Raw genomic sequence first — 20,978 nt, forward strand, 5'->3', positions numbered from 1 at the left:
ATGGGTGATCGAACCGGCATGAGCGCGGACCGGTTCCTGAAGGCGGCGCCCGCCTGGCCCCGCGGACCAAGCTCGGGCCGGGTGGGCGCCGCCGGCTCAGGGGTCAGGCGCTACGTGCGGCGTCGTAGCGGGCGATCACGTCGGTCCAGTTGATCAGATCCCACAGCTTCTCCACGTAGTCCGGCCGCACGTTACGGTACTGCAGGTAGTACGCGTGCTCCCAGGCGTCGAAGACGAGCAGCGGGGTGGTGTTCATGCCGACGTTGCCGTGGTGGTCGTAGACCTGCTCGACGACGAGCCGCCGGCCGAGCGGCTCCCACGCCAGCACGCCCCACCCCGAGCCCTGCACCGTGCTGGTCGCGGCGGTCAACTGCTTCTTGAACGCCTCGAACGAGCCGAAGTGCTCATCGATGGCCGCGGCCAGCTCGCCGCCGGGGCGGTCGCCGCCGTCGGGGGACAGGTTCTGCCAGAAGATCGTGTGCAGCACGTGCCCGGACAGGTTGAACGCGAACGTCTTCTCCAGCCCGACCAGCCCGCCGAACTCACCCTTGTCCCGCGCCTCAGCCAGCCGCTCCAGGGTGTCGTTGGCGCCCTTGACGTACGCGGCGTGGTGCTTGGCGTGGTGCAGCTCCAGGATCTCGCCGGTGATCGCGGGCTCCAGGGCGGCGTAGTCGTACGGCATGTCGGGCAGCGAGTACTGACCCATGACGCTCCTCATCGTTGTTGCGAACTATTCGCAACAACGATAGACCCGCAATAAGCCTCCCGTCACGGACGCGGATACGACCGCATGTTCGCGGCGATCGCCGCCACGATCGCCGCCACGATCGCCGCCAGAACGCCGGCGATGATCGCGGCCGGGGCGTTGGCCTTCGGTTCGGGCGGCTTGGGCGGCATCGGGTTCGGCGGGCCACCTCACAGCGCGGGGCCGCCTGGTGCCGGTGCGTGACCAGACTGGGGGAAACCGGGCTGCCGGTGATCTGGTTGTATCCGCACTCCTCGCGCGTTCCGTCGACACGCGAGTGTGTCGACCGTCATGAAGCGATCATCGTAACGAAGGCGGATGCGCGCCTGATCCTTGTTACGGCGTGGGGTTGCCCGTGCTCCCAGGTCGGGTGTCGTCGTCATCATCGGCGGGGCTTTCGGATGGGGCGGCGTTCCCGTCCGGATCGCGTGGCACGGGCTTGAACCAGGAGTCCAGAGCTCCAGGCGGATCAGAGGACGCGAAGGGCGGCCTCCAGGCGGCGGTCGCCTCAGGGTCCGCGTCGGGGTCCGCGCCGGGGTCCTGCGGGGGTGAGCCGGGGCGCGGGTCGTCCGCCTTGTTCTGGTCGTCGAGGGCGACGACGTTCTCGAGGGCTTCGAGGAGCTGCCGCGTCCAGGGGTTGTCCTCCTGCACGGGGTACGGGCGCGGGGCCGGTGGTGGGGGCACGGGGTCGGCGACGGGTTCCGGGGTGGCCAGGCGGGTCCGGCGGGACCTCGTTACGACCACCGCGAGCACGGCCAGCACGGCGGCCACGAGGAGCACGGTCGAGGTGATCACCATCGTGGTGGAGACGTCCCGCTGCTGGCTGGCCACCGTGGTGGTGAGGTGCGTGGGGACGGCGCTGGAAGCCGTGGCGGACGCCGACGGCGCCGCGGCGCCGCCCTCGTCCTCCTCGGCCTCCGGCGTGGGCGACGTGGACGTCGACGTGCCCGCCGCCGCTTCCGAAGAGGACGTGGCGGACGCCTCGGCTTCGTCGGACGTCGAAGCGGCCGGCGACTCCGACGCCGCGGCGCTCTCGGTGGGCGCCGGTGCGTCGGAGGCCGTTGCGGTCTCTGCGGGCGATGACGGCTCGGACGCGGTCTCCGTGGGCGACGCCGAGTCGGATGCCGTGGGGGTCGCTGTCGGAGTCTCTGTAGGGGTTTCCGTGGGGGTGGCCGAAGGGGACTCGGTGACCGTGGGCGTGGGGGAGGACGAATCGGACGGGGTGGACGTCGGGGTGTCCGAAGCGGTGGGTTGCGGCGTATTTGTGGTGGGGGCCCCGCTCGGCGTCGAGGTGGGGGTGGCCGTCGGAGTGCTCTCGGATGGCGACGTACTCGGAGTATGAGTCGGCCTCGGAGTATGAGTCGGCTCTGGCCCGGGACGAGTCGGCGCAGACGACGGACCGCCACCTTCGTGGTGGGACCCGCCCTGATGGGAGCCGCCCTGATCGGATCCGCCCTGATCGGATCCGTGCTGATGCGGGCCGTCATGGCCGCTGTCGCCGCGCTCCGGAGGAGCCGGCGAGAAGTCCGGCTCCTCCGGGGAGCCCTTCCATCCGAACCCGTGAGAATCCGAGCCCTTCCCATGCGAGCCCTGGTGCCTTCCCTGGGCATCGTCCGTGCCGGTGCGCGGCCCATCATGGGGCTCGCGCTCCGGCGGACCCACGTGGTCATAGGGGGGCCGGTGGTCCGGCTGACCCGTCAAGAAGGAGACCGAGTCGATGAACTGCTGGAGATCGTGCGTCATGGAAGCGGGGGACCTCCTGGGACGAGACCGGACTTAACCTCGCAGAAAGGACTATTGGGGCTAAAACCGGAAGCATGTGGGGTGCAGCGAGCGTACCGGATGTCCTCGCAGGTCACACGGCGCGATCAAAGCCCCGGCCGGGAGCGAAAACCCAAGCAGGAGAGGCACTGTCGCCGCATCAGCCGACACCGACGAGCAAAAAGATCTACCAAAAACCTCTGGTCGCCCCACCGCCCGAAGAGGGTGGGGCGGAAATCAGCGCACGTCCCAGCCGGCGCACTCCGCCATGGCCCGCGCTATCCGCCGCCGCTTCGGATCATGCGCGCGGATTTTCGCATGGCGCTCTGCGTACGCCTCGGCGACGTCGCCCCCTGAACGGGAGACCAACATCCCGATCCTGCCAGAGCGCTTCCACCCCTTCCAAGTCGTCTTGATCCCCTGTAATTCGGGCCGCAGAAATCCACCACCCGGATGCACCCAGTGATCGCAGGAAGCCCGGCAATTCCCGATGCTCGCCACCACCCGCCGCTCCGAATCTCGTGCAGGCGTCTCAGGCGAGTTCAAGAACCGGCGGCATTTCGGCGAGAGACGGCTCTCCCGCCGGCCGCCACAGGTCAGGTGCCTTCAAGATCGATGCGCTCCGCCGCCTCAAGCATGTACGCGGGCAGCTTCGACCTGGCGTCCAGCACCTCGACGCCTACCAGGCGCCCGCCCGCATCGAAGTCAAGGTTGATCATGCCGCCGACTTTGACGGGGTCGCAGGGATACATGCTTGCCACATTCGGGCGGGCCTGCGGGTCCGCGAGCTGTATATAGGCCGCGTTCGCCACCAGATCGTAAGTGACTTTGAGATCAGCCATGGTGCCCGTCCATGAGTCTTCTGATGTAGGCCCGGTCGACATTGATCATCACTGTGTTGATGTTCCCATCGATGGTTTTGGCGACGAACAGCTTGGATCCTGGATGGTAATAGCCCAGCTTCCACTGGCCTTCATGGAAGTAGGAAAATGGTTCCCTGTTGAGAACGGCTCGAGCTTGCTCTTCTGGTACCTGGCGCCGTGCCAAACGTTCGATCGCATGCTTGGTGAGGTCGTCGGCGACAGGCTCGGGGCCGGGCTCAGGTTCGGCGCGCACAGGTTGAGCCGGCTCAGGTTCTCCGCGCACAGGTTGAGAGCGCGGAACCACTGGCATGCCCTCGTAATTGCAGTAGCAATCCTCGGCGTGGTCCCAAGTGCCGCAATCATTGTGTACCAGTACCGGCGTCGTTCCTGCCAGCACATAGTAGGTGTGCAGGTCGTCGACCGTGAGGTTGTGGACCTGCCGGACGGCCGTCCACCGCTCGACCGCGGATACGAGCACGTAGGCGCCCGCTGACGTGCGCAGCCACATGCCGGGCTGAAGATCGCCGGCGTCGATCCAGGCGTGCAGATCCGGTACCCAGAAAGGATGGTGGTCCGTCGCGATGATCGTGTCGGTGGTGACATCGCCCGTACCGCCGACATTCACGGTGATCGTGATCAGGTGTTTGGTGCCGTTGCCCGTGATGAGCGCGGTGACAGGTTCGGCCTCGGTCTCGCCGGTGGCCGCGTCGGTCGCCAGAACACGGTCACCGACCTTGATGTCCTCGATGGCCTTGCTGCTGCCGTCGGCCAAGAGAACTCGGGTGCCCGTGACGAAGCTGTTGGGGTTGCAGTCGACGGTGGATGGGGGCCGTTCGCTGGTGTAGGTCGGGATGTCAGCGGGAACCGGGTCGTCGGTGAAAAGGCTGGTGACTGTCTCGGTGGCCGTAGTGGCGACGAAGGTCGCACCGAGTACGAGCGCCGGACCGGCGTGGGCGGCGACGAAGGTGCCCGCCTCGAAGAGTCCCGTGGCCGCCACCGTCGCGGGCAGCAGCCACCAGCACGGCTCGCCTATGCGGCAGTCGTCCTCCGGTGCCAGCGGGCCGTGGCCGTCGACCATGCATTTCTTGCCGCAGTTCTTCCCGGGAAAATACCGTCCCCAGCAGAAGATCTCACACGGATCCTCCTTGTCTTTGACCTTCTTGGGATCCGTAGGGTTCTTCGGACGTGGGGGATTCGTCGGCTGAGGTTCGGAGGACGGGCGATCGGGTGTCTTCGGGTTCTTCTTCTTTCCGTTCGTGGACGGTTCGTTTCCGTTCGTGGACGGTTTGGCGGGGCACTTGTTGCTGAACTCGGCACACTTGTCAGGTGGCGGGGGCGGGTTACAGGCGGCGGTCCTGCCGTACTTGTCCTTACAGACGTCATCGCTGGCGGTTGGCCTGGCGTCGGTGAAGACGTCACAGATGGTGGCGAGCGGGACACCGACTATGGGAATCGAGGCAGCTCTGTAGCAACGTGGATTCGGGGCGTGTCCAGTCGGGTCCTGATAGAGAAGTGGACTTCCTGCTCCATAGGAGTAGCGGTTGCCGAGAATGGATGGGGAGGGGGCGATGTCCCAGGTGTCGCGACTGGTGAAGTTTCCGGTGCCGGGCTGGTACCAGCGGGCGTGCATGTTGACGTTGCCCGTGTCGGGGTCGGTGTATTCGCTCTGGTAACCGAGGGCGGGTTTGCTGCCGGTCTGGGCGGTGACTTCGCCGAAAGGGTTGTAGGTGGTGGTGCTGGACAGGGTGGTAGCGGTGAAGGTGCCGACCAGGTCGTTGTGAAGGTCGGTGAAGGCGCCGGCGGCGGGGGCGATGCCTTCCTTGACGCTGGTCAGGTTGCCGAGGGGGTCACGGCCGTAGCTGGCCTGGACGGCGCCGTCCTGGCCGGTGACGGCGATGACGTCGTTGTCCGTGCCGGCGTAGGCGAACCGCTGCTCTGTGGAGCCGCTCTTCTGGCGGGTGGCCATGCGGTCGAAGGCGTCGTAGGTGTAGGAGGCGTCGCCGTCGTTGATGAGCCGGTCGAAGGCGTCGAAGGTGAGGTTGCGGGTGACGCCGTTCTTGGTCTGCGTGGCCAGGGTGCCGCGCGGTGTGTACGTGTAAGTGTTGCCGTCACCTTCGATCAGGCGGTTGCGTTCGTCGTAGGTGTAAGTCTTGTCGCCGGCCCTGGTGCGGTTGCCTGCGGCGTCCCACTCGTAGGTGGTGGTGGTGCCGTCGGGGCCGGTCCAGGAGGTGAGGCGGCCGGCGTGGTCGTAGCCGTAGGTGTTGCTGCCGGCTCCGGCCAGGCCTTCGGTGGTCTTGGAGGTGAGGTTGTCGTCCTTGTCCCAGCCGTAGGCGATCTTGGCGAGCCGGCCGCCGCCGCTGTCCTTCAGGGTGTGGGTCAGCGGTCGATCCAGGGCGTCGTAGGTGAAGACCTGAGTGTTGGCGGGGTTGGCCGAGGTGATCGTGGTGAGCCGGTCGGCGCGGTCGTAGTCGTAGGTGTTGGTGCGGCCGCTGACCGGGTCGGTGACGGTTTTGAGGCGGTTGTCGGCGTCCCAGGTGTAGGTGGTGGTGCCGGTGACGTCGGCGCGCTGTGTCGGGTTGCCGAGGGAGTCGTAGGCGTAGGTGGTGGGGGTTCCGGTCGGCGGGGTGAGCTTGGTGAGCAGGCTGCGATCGTTGTATTCCAGCCGCTGATCGCTCACCGACGTGGGGCGGTCGGCCAGGTCGTAGGTGTAGGTCTTGTCGTCGGCGACGATGCCCGCCCCGGAGGTGCTGATCTTGGTCAGGCGGTTGAGGTTGTCATACTGCTTGTCATGGCGGACGCCGCCGGGCTGAATCAGCGCGGTCTCGTTGCCGCTGGCGTCGTAGACGTGCGTCCAGGTGCGGTCGTCCAGGTCGGGGTGGGAGGTGGTGGCCGGCTCGGTCAGGGTCTCGATGAGGCCGAGGGTGTTGTAGCCGGTCCAGGTGGCGTTGCCGCGGCCGTCGGTGACGCGGGTGCGGGCGCCGGTGGCGTCGTAGCCGAAGCTCGTGGTGATCGACGTGCTGTCGGAGACCGGCTCGATCAGTTCCAAGAGCAGGTTGGTGGCGTCGTAGCGGCGGTGGGTGACGTGGCCCTCGCCGGAGGTGGAGCGGATGAGGTTGCCGGCGGCGTCGTAGCCCATGCCGATGGTCCGGACCGGGGTTCCCGTGCCGTCCAGGTTCTTGACGGTGGTGAGCCGGCCGGCCAGGTCGTAGTCGCCGACCGTGGCGTTGCCGAGCGGGTTGGTGGTTTTGACCGTTCGTCCGGCCAGGTCATAGGCATAGGTGACGCTGTCCTGCGCCGGGTCGGTGACCTTTTCCGGCTCGCCGGCCGCGTTGGGCGTGTAGACGGTGGTCTTACCGCCCGGCTGGACCTGCCGGGTGAGGTAGCCGGCGTCGTTGTAGTGCAGCTCGGTGACGTACGCGGCGCTCGCGGGTTTGCGTTCGAGCACCGTATGCGTGATTTGGCGGCCCAGGTCGTCGTAGGTGGCCTGGACGCGGGCGCCGGTGGGGTCGACCGTGGCGAGCTGCTCACCGAGCAGGTCGTATTCCGAGATCCATTGCCCGGCCGGCTGTCCTGCTGCCGCGGGCGGATCGGTCACCCTGACCGGGTTGCCGAGCGCGTCGTACTCCGTCGTCGAGGTCTGCCCGCGGGCGTTCGTGACCGTGATCCGTCGTCCGGCGGCATCGTAGGCGTAGCTCGTCTTCGGGACCAGCTGGGTGCCGCCGGGCGGCGTGTACGGCATGCCCGTCACGGACGTCAGACGGCCCATGCGGTCGAAGCCCGAGGTGGACAGGCGCCCTTCCGCGTCGATGACGTGGGTGCGCTCTCCCGCGGCGTTGTAGCCGATCCGGATCGTGGGGCGGCTCTGCTCGGCCGTGCCGGCCTTTTCGATCGTGACGCTGGGCGCCTTGACCTCGACCGCGCGGCCGAGCGGGTCGTAGCCGGTCGTGGTGGTGTAGTCGGCGGCGGAGGCGCCGTCGGCGTTGCCTCGCGGGTCGGTGGTCGCGGTGATCAGACCGCGGTCGTCCACCTCCCAGGTGGTGGTCAGGTCCTGATCGCCGTTCTCGACGGTCTGACGGGTCAGGATGCCCGCCGCGTTGTAGGCGTATGTGGTGATCTCCTGCCGGGTTCCCCCGGCCGCTCCCGTACGGGTCTCCTTGATGGTCTGATCGTTGGCGTTGTACGCGAAGACCGTCTTGCGGGCCAGCTTGTCCGGATCGAGCGTGGCCGAGGTGAGCCGGTTGGCGGCGTCGTAGGAGTACGAGGTGGTGACCGTCCCGCCGCCGGTCACCCGGCTGACGAGGTTGCCCGCCTTGTCGTAGGTGTTGCTCTCGAGGATGACGTCCTTGGTCGTGAGACCAGGGTTGACCTTGGCGTCGTCGGCGATCACCTGTGACAGCAGGTTGTCGCCGTAATAGGTGTAGGTCGTCTTGCGGCGCATCGCGTCGGTCTGGGCGACCAGCCGCCCGCCGGGATCATAGGAATAGGAGTTCAGGACGATCTTCGTGGCCGGCTGCGGGTCGACCGGGCTGCCGGTCCAGTTCTGCAGAGATTCGGTGGCCAGTTCGCCGCGCGGCGTGTAGGTGTAGCCGAACACCGAGCCGAGCTGATCGGTGATGGTCTCCTGCTGGCCGAACGCGTCCCACGTCGTGGTGACCACCCCGCCCTCGGGGTCGGTCATGGTCTTTTGATGACCGTGGTCGTCGTAGGTGTAGGTGATGGTGCGTTCTGCGTCGCCGCCGGTCAGGTCCTTGACGATCACGGTGAGCGTGTTGCCGTCGGCGTCGTAGGCGTAGCTCGTCTCGGCGGTGTGCGTGATGCCGGTGATCTCGTTCTTCACGCCGGGCGTCGTGGCGGTGGCGGGCCGGCCGATGGCGTCGTAGGTGAAGGTGGTCGTGACCCCGTCGGGTTCGGCGTCGGAGATCGTGGTCTGGGCGGTGAGACGGCCCAGTTCGTCGTACGTGAACCTGGTGACCAGCCCGGACGGGTCGCTCCGTTCGGCCAGGTCGCCGGCTTCGTCGTAACGGAACTCGGTGACGTTGCCCTCGGCGTCGGTGAGGGTCTTGGCCAGGCCAGGGGGAGTGGTGCCGCCACCGACGGCGGGTTCGCCGCCGTCGGTGTAGGCGATCGTGGTGGAGCGGCCGTCGGGGAAGTCGGACGTGGCCGGGGTGGTCTGCTTGGTCTGCTGGCCGGACGCGTTGTACTCCCACGTGGTGGCGTACGTGTCGCTGGTCGCGTCAGGCGAGCGGGCATCGCGGAACGCCACCCGGCGGCCGTTGCGCGGGTCGAGGTCGTCGTCCTCGTTGGTGTAGTAGTCGTGGTGGGTGAATTGGCAGTCGCCGGTCTTACGGCAGGACTTCTCCTTGATCACATAACCGTGCTTGTCGTTCCACCGCCGGAACACGTTGCCGTTCGGGTCGGTGGTCTTGATGGAGAAACCGCCGGTGTCGTACTCGAAGGTGGTCTGGGCGCCGGCCTGGTCGGTCACGTACGCCGGCTGCTCATCGCGCAGCGAGTCGTAGGCGTAGTCCAGGGCGCCGCCGCGCGGATCGGTCAAGGTGAACGTGTAGAGACCCTTGACCCAATCGATGGTGGAATCACTCAGTTTCCACAGGCCGCCGTGCCGATCGGTGTGCGTCAGGAGGCGGTCGGTCGCCGAGTCGTAGGTGTTCTTCGCCCAGATCCGGCCGGAAGGCAGCGTCACCTGGGAGAGCTCGTGGCCGACCTTGGTTCGGGCGGCCCAGTGGGATTGCACCTCGGTGTCCGTCAGCGGCTTTGCGTACACCGCGAACTCGTCGATCGTGCCCTGGAACGGCCAGGCGCCTCTGGTGGTGGTGCCGCCGGGGACATCGGACCACGAACTGGCGCGATCGCCGCTGCCCACGAAGGCGTACGGGCGCCTGTCGCCGAAGACGGCACCGGTCAGCTCGCCGGCCAGTTGACCGTCCAGGTAGAGACGCTGCTTCTCACCCGCCACTGTGAGCACCACGTGGTGCCATTGGTCGTCGTTGACGGCATTTGCGGATGTGACTGGCTTGTATCCGCCACTGACCAGCTCACCCAGTTGCCCGCGTAGCCGCCCGTCCGTCCCGACGTAGAGGACTGGCCTCGTCCCGCCGAGCCCGCCGCCGAAGTCGTCTTCGGAGAAGATCACGCCGGGCTTGGTCGTCTTGATCCAGCCCTCGATCGTAACCTGATCGCGCAGGTGATCCAGCAGGTTGAGGGGCAGCATCATCGTGGACTGGGTGAAGCCGCCGGCGGTGTCGGTGCTGCCCTCCAACGCCCCCGGCTGGCCGACCGTCACCTTCGTGTACTGGCCGGTGCCGCCGTCGCTGCCGAGGTTCTCGGCCGGGCTGTTCGGTGCGTCTCCCAGCCGCCAGTAGCCCACCGGCTCGGAGTCGAGCACCAGGCCCTTGTAGCGGGAGCCGTCCTCGTAGGTGTAGGCGGTGCAGTTCGGCGCGGCCAGCGGCGTGCACACCGAGGTGAGGTTGTCGCCGGTGTAGCCATAGGTCCACGTCTGGGGTTCGCCGTTGACCGGGTCCGTGGACACCGTGGCGACGCGCGGGCCGTTCCAGGTCAGGTGCAGTTTCCTGCCGCCGGCTCCGGTCACCGTGTCGAAGGTGCCGTCGGTGTTGTAGTTCAGCGTCTGCGCGCGCCCGCGGTTGTCCTCCAGCCTGACCAGCCGGCCGTCGGCGTTGAAGACGTAGATCGTCGAGGTGGTGTCCTTCAGCCGCCATCCGCCGCTGTCCACGTCTGCCAGCGCGTCCTTCATGCCGGGAGGCGGCTGGTAGGTGCCGTCGCCCTTGGCCGCGAACCGGACCCGGCGGCCGCTGGCGTAGGTCACCAGCAGGCCGGTCACGGCCGTTCCCGACCGCTCGGCCATGACCTTCATGTCCCAGGCGGTCGACCAACCCGCCCCGAAGATCCCGTTGGTGCGCGCGTCGGAGCTGTTGTATGTGCGGACCACCGCAAGGGCGGGACCGGCCACCTGTACCCGCGCGTCCACCGCCGTGGTGGTGTAGTTGCCGTTGACCAGGGAGAACTCTTCCTGATCTCCGATGCGTTCGCCCAGATGCGAGCCGTTGACCGGCTGCGCGGGCCTGATGGCGATCAACTGCTTGTCGCTGGTGTCGACCGCCTTGCTCTCGGAGTCAACGACGCGGACCCACCAGTTGTACTGCTTGCCCCACTCCAGCCGATTCGCCGGCACCTGCCAGGTCTCCGCGCCCGGTAGAGCTCCGGAGTTCCAGCACGGCGGCGTCGGGTCGGAAGCGCCGGTGTCGTCCTCGTCCTCTTCCGGGACCTCGCAGATGTGGTAGGTGAACCGCAACTCGCTGAACGGATCCGTCGGCACGCCGACCCGCTCGGCCCGCACGGTGAGCAGCGGAGTCGTCGTTCCTACCAACGATCCCGCGACGGGATACACGTCGTAGATCAGCGGGAAGGTGCTCGCCGCGGTCGCCCGGTCCTTCTGCTCGGCACGGCGAGTGCCCGCGGGCAGGCCGGACCCGGACTCGTCCTGCAATGCCGTACGCGGCCACGCCCCGCCATCTCGCGGCAGAGCGCCCTTCACGGGCGGGTCGCCACCGTCGTCCGACACCGCAGAGCCAGACGCGACCGTCAAGCTCGGTAAGACCCCTGCCGAGCCCAGCTGCTGCACCGGTGTCACAACGCTGCCCTGCTCGACGCTCACCGCTCCTTCCCGAACGGTCTGCGCGGACACGGGAACCGCTGCCAGTGACAGCAACCCCGGCAGGGCGGCGACAAGCAGAAGGGCCGCAGAACGGGAGAAGATGGCACGCGAAAACAACCTGCGCATGAGTTGTCACACTCCGAACCACAACGAGGAACACCACAGCGGGCGCCGAACGTCGCTCCACCCACCCGGCAGGGTGCAACCTGGCTCGTGCAGCTCTGGAGCTCTTTGACAAACGGGAGAAGCGTATCTTTTGCAAGATCAAGCGACAAGAGTGATTTTTTGTCGTCAACTAGTACGGAGTGTGACGTACCGGATGCACGTTGATACTGAAGGTAACTGAATAACTACTGAGAGACGGTTACGCCTGTTCGCTGGGGATGGCGGTGGACGCGTTCGTCATGGCGGGGGACGCCGACCGCGACGGCAGGCTCTCCCAGGAGGAGTTCGTCGCGCTCTACGCGGCGACCTTCCCACGCTGGACAAGGAGGAGGTGCTCGACGCCTTCGGGCACCTCGACCGCGACGGCAGCGGTTACCTCGCCCGCGACGAGTTCCCCCGCAGCATCGGCGAATACCTGACCAGTCACGACGTCAACGCTCCCGGCAACTGGTTCCTGGGCCGCGTCCTGCCCTGGCCTCCGCCATGACAGACGGCTACCGCCGGCAGGCCCATCGCGCGGTGGGCTCTGGCCGCACCGTCCCACCAACCGTCCCACCAGAGGTGGCCCTGCCGGCGGTGGAGGAGAGCTTCACAAGACAGCACGTGGCCAAGCAGGTCCAGATTGCTGCCTCGGAGCTCGGCTTTTATGAGTGGTCCGGCTCCACGATCGAGTACCACCGCAGTCAAATCCGTACGCACCTGGGCTTTCACACCTGCACGACCGAGGACGCAACGAAGCGGGCGGTGTGGCTGGCCGAGGAGGTCGCGCACGCCGAGCGACGGCCTGAACGGGTTCGGGAGGAGTTGCTCAAGCACCTGCGCGAGGAGCGGATCGAACCGCCGGCGCCTGGACGGATCTCCCGGATCGTGGCCTCGGCCCTGCGCAACGCGGAGGTCGCCTGGTTGGTGCGGATCGCCTCCCGGTTGAGTCCCGAGACCACGCAGCGGATCTATGCGCTGGTCGGCATCGAAGATGCGAGCCGCGCGGTGAACGAGGGGGCCAGTGACCGTCAGGAAACTATGGGTGAGGCACCTGCCGAGGACGATGACGACATCGAATCCGGCCTCCTGGCGTTGATCAAGTCCGCGCCGGGCAACGTGAGCCTGGAGTCGATGATGACCGAGATCCGCAAGCTGGCGGCGGCGCGCTCGATCGGACTGCCGCCCGAGTTGTTCGCCGACGTGGCGTCCAAGGTGCTGGCCGCCTGGCGGGCCCGGGCGGCGGTGGAAGCGCCCTCCCACATGCGCACACATCTGCGCGAACTGACGGTCCTGCTGCTTGCTGCGCTGGTCCAGGAGCGGGAGCGGGAGATCACCGACGCGCTAGTGGAACTGTTGATCGCCACCGTGCATCGGATCAAGGCGCGGGCCGACAGCAAGGTGACCAAGGAGCTGATCAACGCGTTCAAGCGGGTGACCGGCAAGGAGAACATCCTGTTCAAGGTCGCCGACGCCGCGCTCGGCCAGCCCGACGATTCGGTCCGCCAGGTCATCTTCCCGGCTGTCAGCGGCGGCGAGCAGACGCTGCGGGATCTGGTGCACGAGTTCAAGACCAAGGGCCCCGCCTACCGAATCACGGTGCAGACCACGCTGCGCGCCTCCTACACCAACCACTACCGGCGCGGCCTGATCGCGCTGCTGGACACCCTGGAGTTCAAGAGCAACAACACCGCCTTCCAGCCGGTGATCGAGGCGCTGAAGTTGATCCGCCGCTACGCCAAGGCGGGCAACACCACCTACCACCCGCGCGGCGAGGTGGTGCCCGAGCACCGCGGCACCGCTGGTGAGTGGGAGGACCTGGTGTTCAAGAACGACAAGCGCGGGCGCCGGCGGGTGGTGCGGATGGTGGATGAGATCGTCACCTTCCAGGCGCTGCGCGAGGCCCTGCGGAGCAAGGAGATCTGGGTGGTCGGCGCCCATTCCTTCCGCGACCCGGAGGAGGACCTGCCCAAGGATTTCGCCGCCCGCCGCGTGGAGAACTACGCCGAGCTGCGCAAGCCGCTGGACCCGGCCGACTTCACCGCCGAGTTGAAGGCCGAGATGCGCGCCGACCTGGAGGCGCTCGACACCGCGCTGCCGAAGCTGGACTGGCTGGCGATCTCCGAGCGCAAGTCCGGCGCGATCAAGCTGACGAAGCTCGGCCCGGCGGATGAGCCGCGGAACCTGCGCCGGATCAAGAACGAGGTGGGCCGCCGCTATTTGACCCCGCAGGTCGCCACCGACATCGCGAACGCCACCTTCACTGCCCGGGACGTGGCGCTGTGGGGCGAGGGGACGACCACGGTCGCCTCCGACTCCACGCACGTGCGCGCCTACGATCAGAATATTTTCACCGAGTGGCACTCCAGGTATGGAGGCCGCGGCATCCTCATCTACTGGCACATCGAGCGCGGGTCCATGGTGGTGCACTCCCAGACCCTGCGCGCCTCGGCTTCGGAGGTGCACGCGATGATCGAGGGCACGGTCCGGCACGGCCGGCATCACCATGAAGGTCGAGGGCAACTATGTCGACTCCCATGGCCAGACCGAAATCGGGTTCGGCGTGACCCGGCTCCTGGGCTTTGACCTGCTGCCGCGCATCAAGCAGATCAACAAGGTCAAGCTGTACCGGGTGGAGAGCGGCGAGAGCGATCTGTATCCGCGGCTGATGTCGGCGATGACCCGGCCGATCCGCTGGGACCTGATCGAGCAGAACTATGACCAGATGATCAAATACGCGACCGCGATCAAGCAGGGAACCGCCTCCACCGAGGCCATCTTGCGCCGGTTCACCGAGTCCGCCTCCCATCCGACCTACCAGGCCATGCTGGAGGTCGGCCGTGCGCAGAAGACCATCTTCGTGGCCCGCTATCTGCGGCTGCGTGAGCTGCAGCGGGAGATCCAGGAGGGGCTCAACGTGGTGGAGTCCTCCAACGGAGCGAATTCGGTGATCTTCTACGGCAAGGGCGGTGACATCGCCACCAATCGGCGTGAGGAGCTGGAGATGAGCGTGTTGTGCCTGCGCAGCTCGCAGGCCGCGCTCGTGTACATCAACACCCTCATGCTGCAGGACGTCCTGGCCGACCCCCAATGGGCTCAGCTGCTGGGGCCCGCCGACCAGCGCGGGCTGACCCCGCTGTTTTGGCAGCACGTCCAGCCCTACGGCGAGGTCCGCCTGGACGTGGCCAAACGCCTTTCGCTCGGCGGCGCTGCGCAAGCTCCGGAGGCGGGCAACCCGGACTAGCTTCATGATCGTGGTAGGGCGTGCGCGCCCCTGGCAGGCGTGCAGGCCTGGAGAAGTCGTACAAGGAACTGCGTGTGTTGCGCGGCATGGACTTCGAGATGGCCACTTGCGTCGAGACGACGCTGCCCATGCATCCCCGGCTGGCCTTTCCTGAGCGGGAAACGGGGGTCCCGGCGCCGCCGGCGGCTGAGGTTGCGGGACGCCCGGGTGGCTTGACAGCCGCAGCGCAAGGTTGCATGGTTGCTTACACATGTAGCTAACCAGTTGGGCGGCTAAGCCAGCAATGGACGACGACCGACCGATCTTCCTTCAGATCGCCGAGCTGATCGAGAACTCGATCATCGACGGGTCGCTGGCGGAGGAGGCCCAGGTCCCCTCCACCAACGAGCTTGCCGCCTTTCACCGGATCAACCCGGCCACCGCAGCCAAGGGCGTCAACCAGCTCGTGTCGGAGGGAACGCTCTACAAGCGACGCGGCATCGGCATGTTCGTCGCCGGTGGCGCCCGGGCCAGGCTGCGCGAGCGGCGACGGGAACGGTTCACCGAACAGTACGTGGAACCCCTGCTCGCCGAGGCGCGCAAGCTCGGCATCGGCCACGACGAGCTGATGAAGATGATCGATTCATTTGGTGCGGTTGTCGGGAGGGACCTGGGATGACGGCGGTGGTAACCGCACACGGGGTGACCAAGCGCTTTGGTGACGTCACGGCGCTCGACGACGTGAGCTTCGCGCTGGCCGAGCACACGATCTACGGCCTGCTCGGGCGCAACGGGGCGGGCAAGACCACCCTGATGCAGATCCTCACCGGGCAGGCGTTCGCGTCGTCGGGGAACGTGTCGGTCTTCGACGCGCCACCGGTGGAGAACCCGGCCGTCCTGTCGAAGGTCTGTTTCGTCCGGGAGAGCCAGCGCTACCCCCACGTCTACACCGTGCGCCACGTCTTTCGCACCGCACGCCGGCTGTTTGCGAACTGGGACGACACGTTCGCGCACGGCCTCGCCGCGGACTTCCAGCTACCGGCCGGGCGGCTGGTCCGCAGGCTCTCGCGGGGCATGCTGTCGGCCCTCGGCGTGACCGTCGGGCTGGCCGCGCGGGCGCCCTTGACGTTCTTCGACGAGCCGTACCTCGGGCTCGACCCGGCCGCCCGGCAGCTTTTCTACGACCGCCTGCTCGCCGACTACGCCGGGCATCCCCGCACCGTGGTGCTGTCCACCCACCTCATCGACGAGGTGAGCGATCTGGTCGAGCGGGTGCTGCTCATCGACCGTGGCCGGCTGCTGCTCGATGAGGACGCCGACGACCTGCGCGGGCGGGCGGTGGCGGCCACCGGACGGGCGGAGGCCGTGGACGGGTTCGCCGCCGGACGCACCGAGTTGCACCGCGAGCGGTTGAGCGGCCTGGTCCGGTCGACCATCCTCGGCGGGCTCGGACCGCACGCGAAGGCGCACGCGCAGACGCTGAACGTCGAGCTGGAGCCGCTGTCGTTGCAGCAACTCGTGGTCCGCCTGACCGTACCGCCGACGACAACGGCGGCGGCGGGCCGGGAGGCCACCCGATGAACCGCATCCGTCAGGTGACCCGTCTCCAGATGCCGGCCTGGCCGCAGATCCTGGGCTGGACGTGGGGCATGACGGCCGTCGTGTTCGGCATCAACCTGTTGACCTTCATGGCGAACTACGACCTGGGCGACGGCGTGACGAACACCGGCGGCCTGGTCAGCCTGTGCGGCGTCGCAATCGGGATGGCCGCCGTCTCGGTCACCCAGATCTTCCCGTACGCGCTGGGCATGACCGTGACCCGCCGGGAGTTCTACCTGGCCTGGTCGCTGCTCGCGGTCGTCCAGTCGGTGCTCTACGCGCTGGTGCTCTGCCTGCTGCGCGCCGTGGAACAGACCACCGGCTACTGGGGGGTGGGGATGCGCTTCTTCAGCCTGCCGTTCATGGATGACGCCCACCCGGTGCTGCTCCTGCTCGGGTACGCGGTACCCATGCTGGTCGTGACCCACCTCGGGATCCTGCTCGGCACGTTGTACCTGCGCTGGGGCACCACCGGCGTCATCGCCTGCCTCACCCTGGCGTTCACGGCGCTTGGGCTGGCCGCCGCGCTGATCACGTGGACCCGGCAATGGCACGCGATCGGCCGCTGGTTGCTCGACCAGTCCCCCACGGCGCTGCTCGCCGGCTGGCCGGTCCTGGTGGCCGCCGCGTTCGCGGTCGGCGGGTACAGGCTCATACGCCGTGCCACGGCGTAGGCGCGGCGGGCACTCGGCCGCTCCGGACACCGGACGACGTGAACACCAACATCCGCCGTGATGGGCCGCCAGATTGTCAGCCCTGTCCACGCGTCCTTAGGAGAGATGCAATGACGAGCAACAACACGCCCCCGCCCGCCGGAGGTCTAGGGATCTGGGCGAATCTTGGGATCTGGATCGCCTTCGGCGCTGCCTTCGGCGTCCTCGTCGGCGTCGTCGTCGGGGGCTTTTTCGACAACCTCGCTTACGGTGTCGCGCTAGGTTCGTCCATCGGTCCGGGCCTGGGTGTGGCCGCCTGGGCCGTCTTCATCGCGCCGCGAAGGAATGGCCGCCGCGACTCCTGAACCGTCGAGCCCGAGTATCGGCTACGGGGTCGTAGGCGCCACCGGGAAGTTCAGGAAGCAACGCAACGGCGCTGGCGATGGCGGCCGTGACGGATGATCGCGCCCCGGCGGGCCGAGATCTGGTGGCGGTTGAGTTGGATCAGCAGCCGGCGCGGAGCGCGCCACCACCATGGCGATGTGGTAGTGGTACAGCTTGGTCGAACCGACGCCAGGCCAAGCGGTGTTCCATACTCGGCCCACACTCAGAGTCATCGACGCAGCCGGTGGTCCAGGCGCTCCCGGCGTCGCGGCTGCCGTCATAGGACTCGCCGACCGGATCGTCGACTGGGCGGATGGCTACGCTGCCCGTCGTGTTGAGGCGTGACCAGGTCTCGCGGTCATAGGTCTTCGACGTAGTCGGCGGCGATGTCGTCGGGTGGGTTGGTGTAAAGACGCAGGTAGCGGTCGTTTGGGCGCGTACGGCATCCCGGCGCAGGCCGACATCGCCTACAGCCCGTACGCGATGCAGCGTGACCCGCCATCCTTCCCCTGGCCCTTGACCTTCGACCCCGACCGCTGGACACCCGGCCGAGCCGCCGGCGTACCGAGAACGGCGATGATCCCCTTCGGCGTCGGCAACCGGCAGTGCCCGGGGATCACGTCGCACTGACCGAACTGGCCATCATCCTGGCCACGCTCACCTGCCGCTGGCGCCTGGTCCCTGCCCCAGGCACCGACACCAGGACCAAGATCGGCATCACCCTGCACCCGAGACGGCTGCTCATGCGCGTCGAACCACGATAGGGAAGGCCGGTGGTGTCCTGGACCGGGCTGGGCGGGTCCGCCACGATGGGGCCATGGGGAGTGGATCAGCGCGCGGCGAGGGAGCGGGTTCGCGGCTGAACTGGACGGCGGTGAGCGCCGTGGCGGGTTCGCTCGCAGCCGTGGTGGCGCTCTTCACCTACCTGAGGCCGCCCGCAACGGGGCCCGGCGCGGTGGTCTCCACTCCGTCCGCGGTCTCGAGCCCGTCCCCGGAGCCGTCCTCGCCGGACCGGGAAGACGCCCGGCCCTCCCCATCGCCTTCGCCTGAGGACTCTTCGCCGGGGGACTCATCGTCTGAGCGCAGCACGTCCCGATCACCGGAACGCACGCCCTCGGCCCGAAACTCCCCTCCGCCGCTGCCGGAGGTCCGGCCCGCCGGCTGTGACGAGGCGGCTACGGCGCTGAACGCGTACCGCAGGGACGCCGGCACCAGCGGCAGCGGCCAGGCGGCCGCGGCTCAGCAGACGTACCGCGACCTGATGGGCGCGGGGCTCAGCGCGCAGGGAGTGGTCGCGGCGAAGATCAGACGGCTGGCCGCGGAGTTCCAGGAGCTGGGCTTCCGCCTGACCGGCATGGTCGACGCCGACCCCAACCAGGTGATCACCGACATCAACACGGACATCAGGGAGTTCAACGGGCTGTGCGCCTTCGACTGATCGCAGACCGCCCGGGTGCGCAGCGGGTTTCAGCCGGGCGAGCAGATCCCCCACTTGTCCGGCTCCCAAAGAGGACGGTCGGACTCATCTACCTCCACCAGGCTCGCCAGGACGTATCCGTGATAGCCGTGTCCGCGCAGGATCAGCAGATCATCGAGCTGCGCGCGAGGTCCGAGTCGCTCGGCCACGTCGTGCGTCGCCTGCGCATCCGGCTGCTCGACGGTGAGGCCGTCCATCAGGACGGGCAGGCTCACGGCCGAGACGTCGCCGAACGCGATGTCGATGCGCGTGGTGCCGGAAGTCTCCCGGCCACTGCGTAGCAGGAGCCTGGAGTGCGAAGGGACGTAACTCCACAGCCGGAATTCGCGTTCGCGGTAGGCAATGGCGAATCGCACGTACAGTCCACCTCACTGCGAGGGCTCAGCGGCGGGAGAAGGCGCGGGTGAGGCCGGCCAGGATGGTCGTCGCGAGCAGCCAGCCCGCGGCGATCATCGTGGCGGCGAGCCACTGCTGGGTGCCGTGGGGGCCGAAGGCGTTCTCCTGGCCGAAGCTGATGACCGGGAGGAGCAGGTCCAGGGTGTAGAGGAAGGCGTTGAACGGGGGCGCTTCGCCGGGTTTGAAGGCCGGTGGGTGGTCGGTGGCGAAGACGAACGTACCGATGAGGAGGAGGGCGGCGAGCCAGAGGGCGGCGCGGAGGGGGCGGTAGCCGTAGCCGACGGTCCAGTCCTGCAGGTAGCTCCAGAGCCGGGCGGCGAGGCGCTGGCCCGCGCGGCGGCGCCGCTGTCCCTCCAGCAGCACGTCGCGGGCGGCCTCGTCGTGGCCGTGGCGCCGGTAGACGGTGGCCAGCTGCTCGTACGGTTGCGGCAGGTAGTCCTCCTTGGCCAGCCAGTCGAGCCGCTCCTGGACGGGCAGGACGTGCTCCAGGTTGTCGTAGGTGAAGCCGTTCAGCTGGAGCCGGGCGGGCCAGCGGCCGGGGACGTCGTCGAGCACGCCGACCCGGGTGTTGCGGAGGTCGACGGCGCCGAGGAGCGCGGTCTCCGGTCCGATCTTCAGCGCGGCCGCCTGGACACGGCGTACCTGAAGATCACCGTCGATGGTGGCGTGCGCGAAGCAGAGCGCGCCCGCGATCTGGGAGTCCCTGATGGACACGCCGCCTTGGGCGGTGAAGCCTTCGCAGCAGTCGACGCCACCGCCCACGCTCACCTCCCACAGGCTCAGCACCCGCGCCCCGGGATTGCTGAGGACGGCGCCGTGGAACTCCATGATCCCCTCGACCTTGGCGTCGATGAGGACGATCTCCCCGTCGGCGCGGAACCCCTCGCCGCAGCTGAACCTGCCGGTCACCCCGAGCCGGCGCAGCGAGAGCGCCGTCGCCTCCGGGTTGGACAGCCGCCCGCCGTCGAGGTTGAGCGACCCGCGGACCTGCGTCGAGTCCAGGAAGACCACTCCGTCCGCCACGAACCCCGGCGTCGCCCGCAGCCCGCTGCCGATCTCCATCAGCGGCCCGTTGAGCGCGCGCCCACCGGGGTGGACGAGGGTCGCATGGGCCAGGGAGAGCTGGCCGGTCACGCGCGCCCCGCGCAGGAGGACCTCGCCTTCGGCGGTGAAGCCCTCGTCGATGTGCAGCCCGCCCTCGACGGAGAGCCGTTCCGCGTTGAGGGCGATGCCGGACGGGTTGGAGAGCCGGGCGCCGCTGAACGCGCATTTCCGTCCCACCCGGGCATCCTGGACACTCAGCTCGCCGTACGAGCGGAAGCCGCGGCCGCAGGACAACCCGCCGTCGATGACGATGCCGTCGGCCGTGAGGCTGCGGCCGTCCGAGGAGCCGACCTGCGTGCCGTCGAGGATCATCGTCCCGGAGATCCTGGCGCCCGCGAGGTGGGACTCGCCGTCGAGGACGGCGTTCGCGCACAACAGGTCCCGATCGATGATCAGGCCCGCGGCGTCGACGGCGGGGTGGGCGTGGATCGCCGTGCCGCTGAGCTCAATCACCCCGTTGACGTGCGCTCCGCCGAGCTGGAGCGGGCCGTCCAGCCGGCACCCTTCCAGGCGCAGACCGCCGCCGATCACCGCGTTCCCGGCCAGCAGCCCCGGTAAGCGGCAGGCGGCGAGGCGCACCAGGCCGGTGCGGGCGCCGGTGAGGACAGGGGCCTCCTCGAAGTCGCAGTCGGTCAGGTTCAGCGGATGGTGTACCTCGGCGTACGACAGGTCCAGCCGGCCCGTGATCCGCGCCCCGGACAGGCGCAGGCCCGGCGTCTGCCCGGGAAGGTCGTCGAGGGCGCCGAGCAGCAGCCTGGCGATGACCGTCGCCCGGACGGGGGAGCCGGAGAGGTTCACCGGGCGGGCCGCGGGATACGCCTTCCAGAGGGCGATCTCCGGCTCGGACAGATCTTCGGTGATCATGGGGCCGCTCCCGGGAACGTCGCCTGCATCGGTAGGTAAGGAGATGCTCCAAGGTCACCACCGCGCTTGGCAACC

Annotated in this window: 18 protein-coding genes; 11 read left to right on the forward strand and 7 right to left on the reverse strand. The window is 68.1% G+C overall.

Annotated features, from left to right (window positions below; genetic code table 11):
• Positions 1–103: 103 nt before the first annotated feature.
• The 3 genes from AB0K28_RS37565 to AB0K28_RS37575 form a co-directional block, all read right to left on the reverse strand.
• Positions 104–706 carry a superoxide dismutase gene (locus AB0K28_RS37565; RefSeq protein WP_364379456.1) on the reverse strand — a complete coding sequence of 201 codons (603 nt, stop codon included), beginning with the start codon at positions 704–706 and terminating at the stop codon, positions 104–106.
• 62 nt (positions 707–768) lie between these two features.
• The gene (locus AB0K28_RS37570) at positions 769–897 is read right to left on the reverse strand and encodes a hypothetical protein (protein ID WP_345407727.1); all 129 of its coding nucleotides are present in this window, start codon (positions 895–897) and stop codon (positions 769–771) included.
• Between the two features lie 184 nt (positions 898–1,081).
• Positions 1,082–1,543 carry a hypothetical protein gene (locus tag AB0K28_RS37575; RefSeq protein ID WP_364379459.1) on the reverse strand — a complete coding sequence of 154 codons (462 nt, stop codon included), beginning with the start codon at positions 1,541–1,543 and terminating at the stop codon, positions 1,082–1,084.
• Here AB0K28_RS37575 and AB0K28_RS37580 point away from each other — a divergent pair.
• The gene (locus tag AB0K28_RS37580; RefSeq protein WP_364379462.1) at positions 1,533–2,087 is read left to right on the forward strand and encodes a hypothetical protein; all 555 of its coding nucleotides are present in this window, start codon (positions 1,533–1,535) and stop codon (positions 2,085–2,087) included. The genes AB0K28_RS37575 and AB0K28_RS37580 overlap by 11 nt on opposite strands.
• A 1,015-nt stretch (positions 2,088–3,102) precedes the next feature.
• Here the strand turns inward: AB0K28_RS37580 and AB0K28_RS37585 are convergent.
• The gene (locus AB0K28_RS37585; protein ID WP_345407721.1) at positions 3,103–3,348 is read right to left on the reverse strand and encodes a DUF2283 domain-containing protein; all 246 of its coding nucleotides are present in this window, start codon (positions 3,346–3,348) and stop codon (positions 3,103–3,105) included.
• The gene (locus AB0K28_RS37590) at positions 3,341–10,939 is read right to left on the reverse strand and encodes a polymorphic toxin-type HINT domain-containing protein (RefSeq protein WP_364379465.1); all 7,599 of its coding nucleotides are present in this window, start codon (positions 10,937–10,939) and stop codon (positions 3,341–3,343) included. Before AB0K28_RS37590 ends, AB0K28_RS37585 begins: the two co-directional genes overlap by 8 nt.
• A 616-nt stretch (positions 10,940–11,555) precedes the next feature.
• On the opposite strand from AB0K28_RS37590, the gene AB0K28_RS37595 reads away from it, so the two are divergent.
• The 10 genes from AB0K28_RS37595 (at position 11,556) to AB0K28_RS37640 (ending at position 18,500) form a co-directional block, all read left to right on the forward strand.
• Positions 11,556–11,711, forward strand: a complete 156-nt coding sequence (locus AB0K28_RS37595) for a hypothetical protein (RefSeq protein WP_364379468.1) — start codon at positions 11,556–11,558, stop codon at positions 11,709–11,711.
• Between the two features lie 74 nt (positions 11,712–11,785).
• Positions 11,786–13,789, forward strand: coding sequence for a Tn3 family transposase (locus AB0K28_RS37600; protein ID WP_364379471.1), 2,004 nt, complete (start codon positions 11,786–11,788; stop codon positions 13,787–13,789).
• A complete protein-coding gene (locus AB0K28_RS37605; protein ID WP_364379474.1) occupies positions 13,710–14,447 on the forward strand; it encodes a Tn3 family transposase in 738 nt (245 codons plus the stop codon). Before AB0K28_RS37600 ends, AB0K28_RS37605 begins: the two co-directional genes overlap by 80 nt.
• A gap of 283 nt (positions 14,448–14,730) precedes the next feature.
• Positions 14,731–15,105, forward strand: coding sequence for a GntR family transcriptional regulator (locus AB0K28_RS37610; protein WP_345407710.1), 375 nt, complete (start codon positions 14,731–14,733; stop codon positions 15,103–15,105).
• Positions 15,102–16,007: an ABC transporter ATP-binding protein gene (locus tag AB0K28_RS37615; protein ID WP_364379477.1), complete on the forward strand. Its 906-nt coding sequence runs from the start codon at positions 15,102–15,104 to the stop codon at positions 16,005–16,007. Before AB0K28_RS37610 ends, AB0K28_RS37615 begins: the two co-directional genes overlap by 4 nt.
• Positions 16,004–16,699, forward strand: coding sequence for a hypothetical protein (locus AB0K28_RS37620; protein ID WP_364379480.1), 696 nt, complete (start codon positions 16,004–16,006; stop codon positions 16,697–16,699). The genes AB0K28_RS37615 and AB0K28_RS37620 overlap by 4 nt, the downstream gene beginning before the upstream one ends.
• A gap of 110 nt (positions 16,700–16,809) precedes the next feature.
• Complete coding sequence (locus AB0K28_RS37625) at positions 16,810–17,043, forward strand: hypothetical protein (RefSeq protein WP_364379483.1); 234 nt, start codon at positions 16,810–16,812, stop codon at positions 17,041–17,043.
• A gap of 502 nt (positions 17,044–17,545) precedes the next feature.
• Positions 17,546–17,692, forward strand: a complete 147-nt coding sequence (locus AB0K28_RS37630) for a cytochrome P450 (protein ID WP_364379538.1) — start codon at positions 17,546–17,548, stop codon at positions 17,690–17,692.
• Positions 17,668–17,826: a hypothetical protein gene (locus AB0K28_RS37635; protein ID WP_345407702.1), complete on the forward strand. Its 159-nt coding sequence runs from the start codon at positions 17,668–17,670 to the stop codon at positions 17,824–17,826. The genes AB0K28_RS37630 and AB0K28_RS37635 overlap by 25 nt, the downstream gene beginning before the upstream one ends.
• Positions 17,827–17,879: 53 nt before the next feature.
• On the forward strand, positions 17,880–18,500 hold the full coding sequence (locus tag AB0K28_RS37640) for a hypothetical protein (protein WP_364379486.1): 621 nt from the start codon (positions 17,880–17,882) through the stop codon (positions 18,498–18,500).
• A gap of 29 nt (positions 18,501–18,529) precedes the next feature.
• Here the strand turns inward: AB0K28_RS37640 and AB0K28_RS37645 are convergent, their stop codons facing one another.
• Positions 18,530–18,895, reverse strand: a complete 366-nt coding sequence (locus AB0K28_RS37645) for a hypothetical protein (RefSeq protein WP_364379489.1) — start codon at positions 18,893–18,895, stop codon at positions 18,530–18,532.
• Between the two features lie 25 nt (positions 18,896–18,920).
• A complete protein-coding gene (locus AB0K28_RS37650; RefSeq protein WP_364379492.1) occupies positions 18,921–20,903 on the reverse strand; it encodes a hypothetical protein in 1,983 nt (660 codons plus the stop codon).
• Between the last annotated feature and the right edge of the window lie 75 nt (positions 20,904–20,978).

It is taken from the genome of Nonomuraea sp. NPDC049504, assembly GCF_040676845.1.
Lineage (GTDB): Bacteria > Actinomycetota > Actinomycetes > Streptosporangiales > Streptosporangiaceae > Nonomuraea > Nonomuraea salmonea.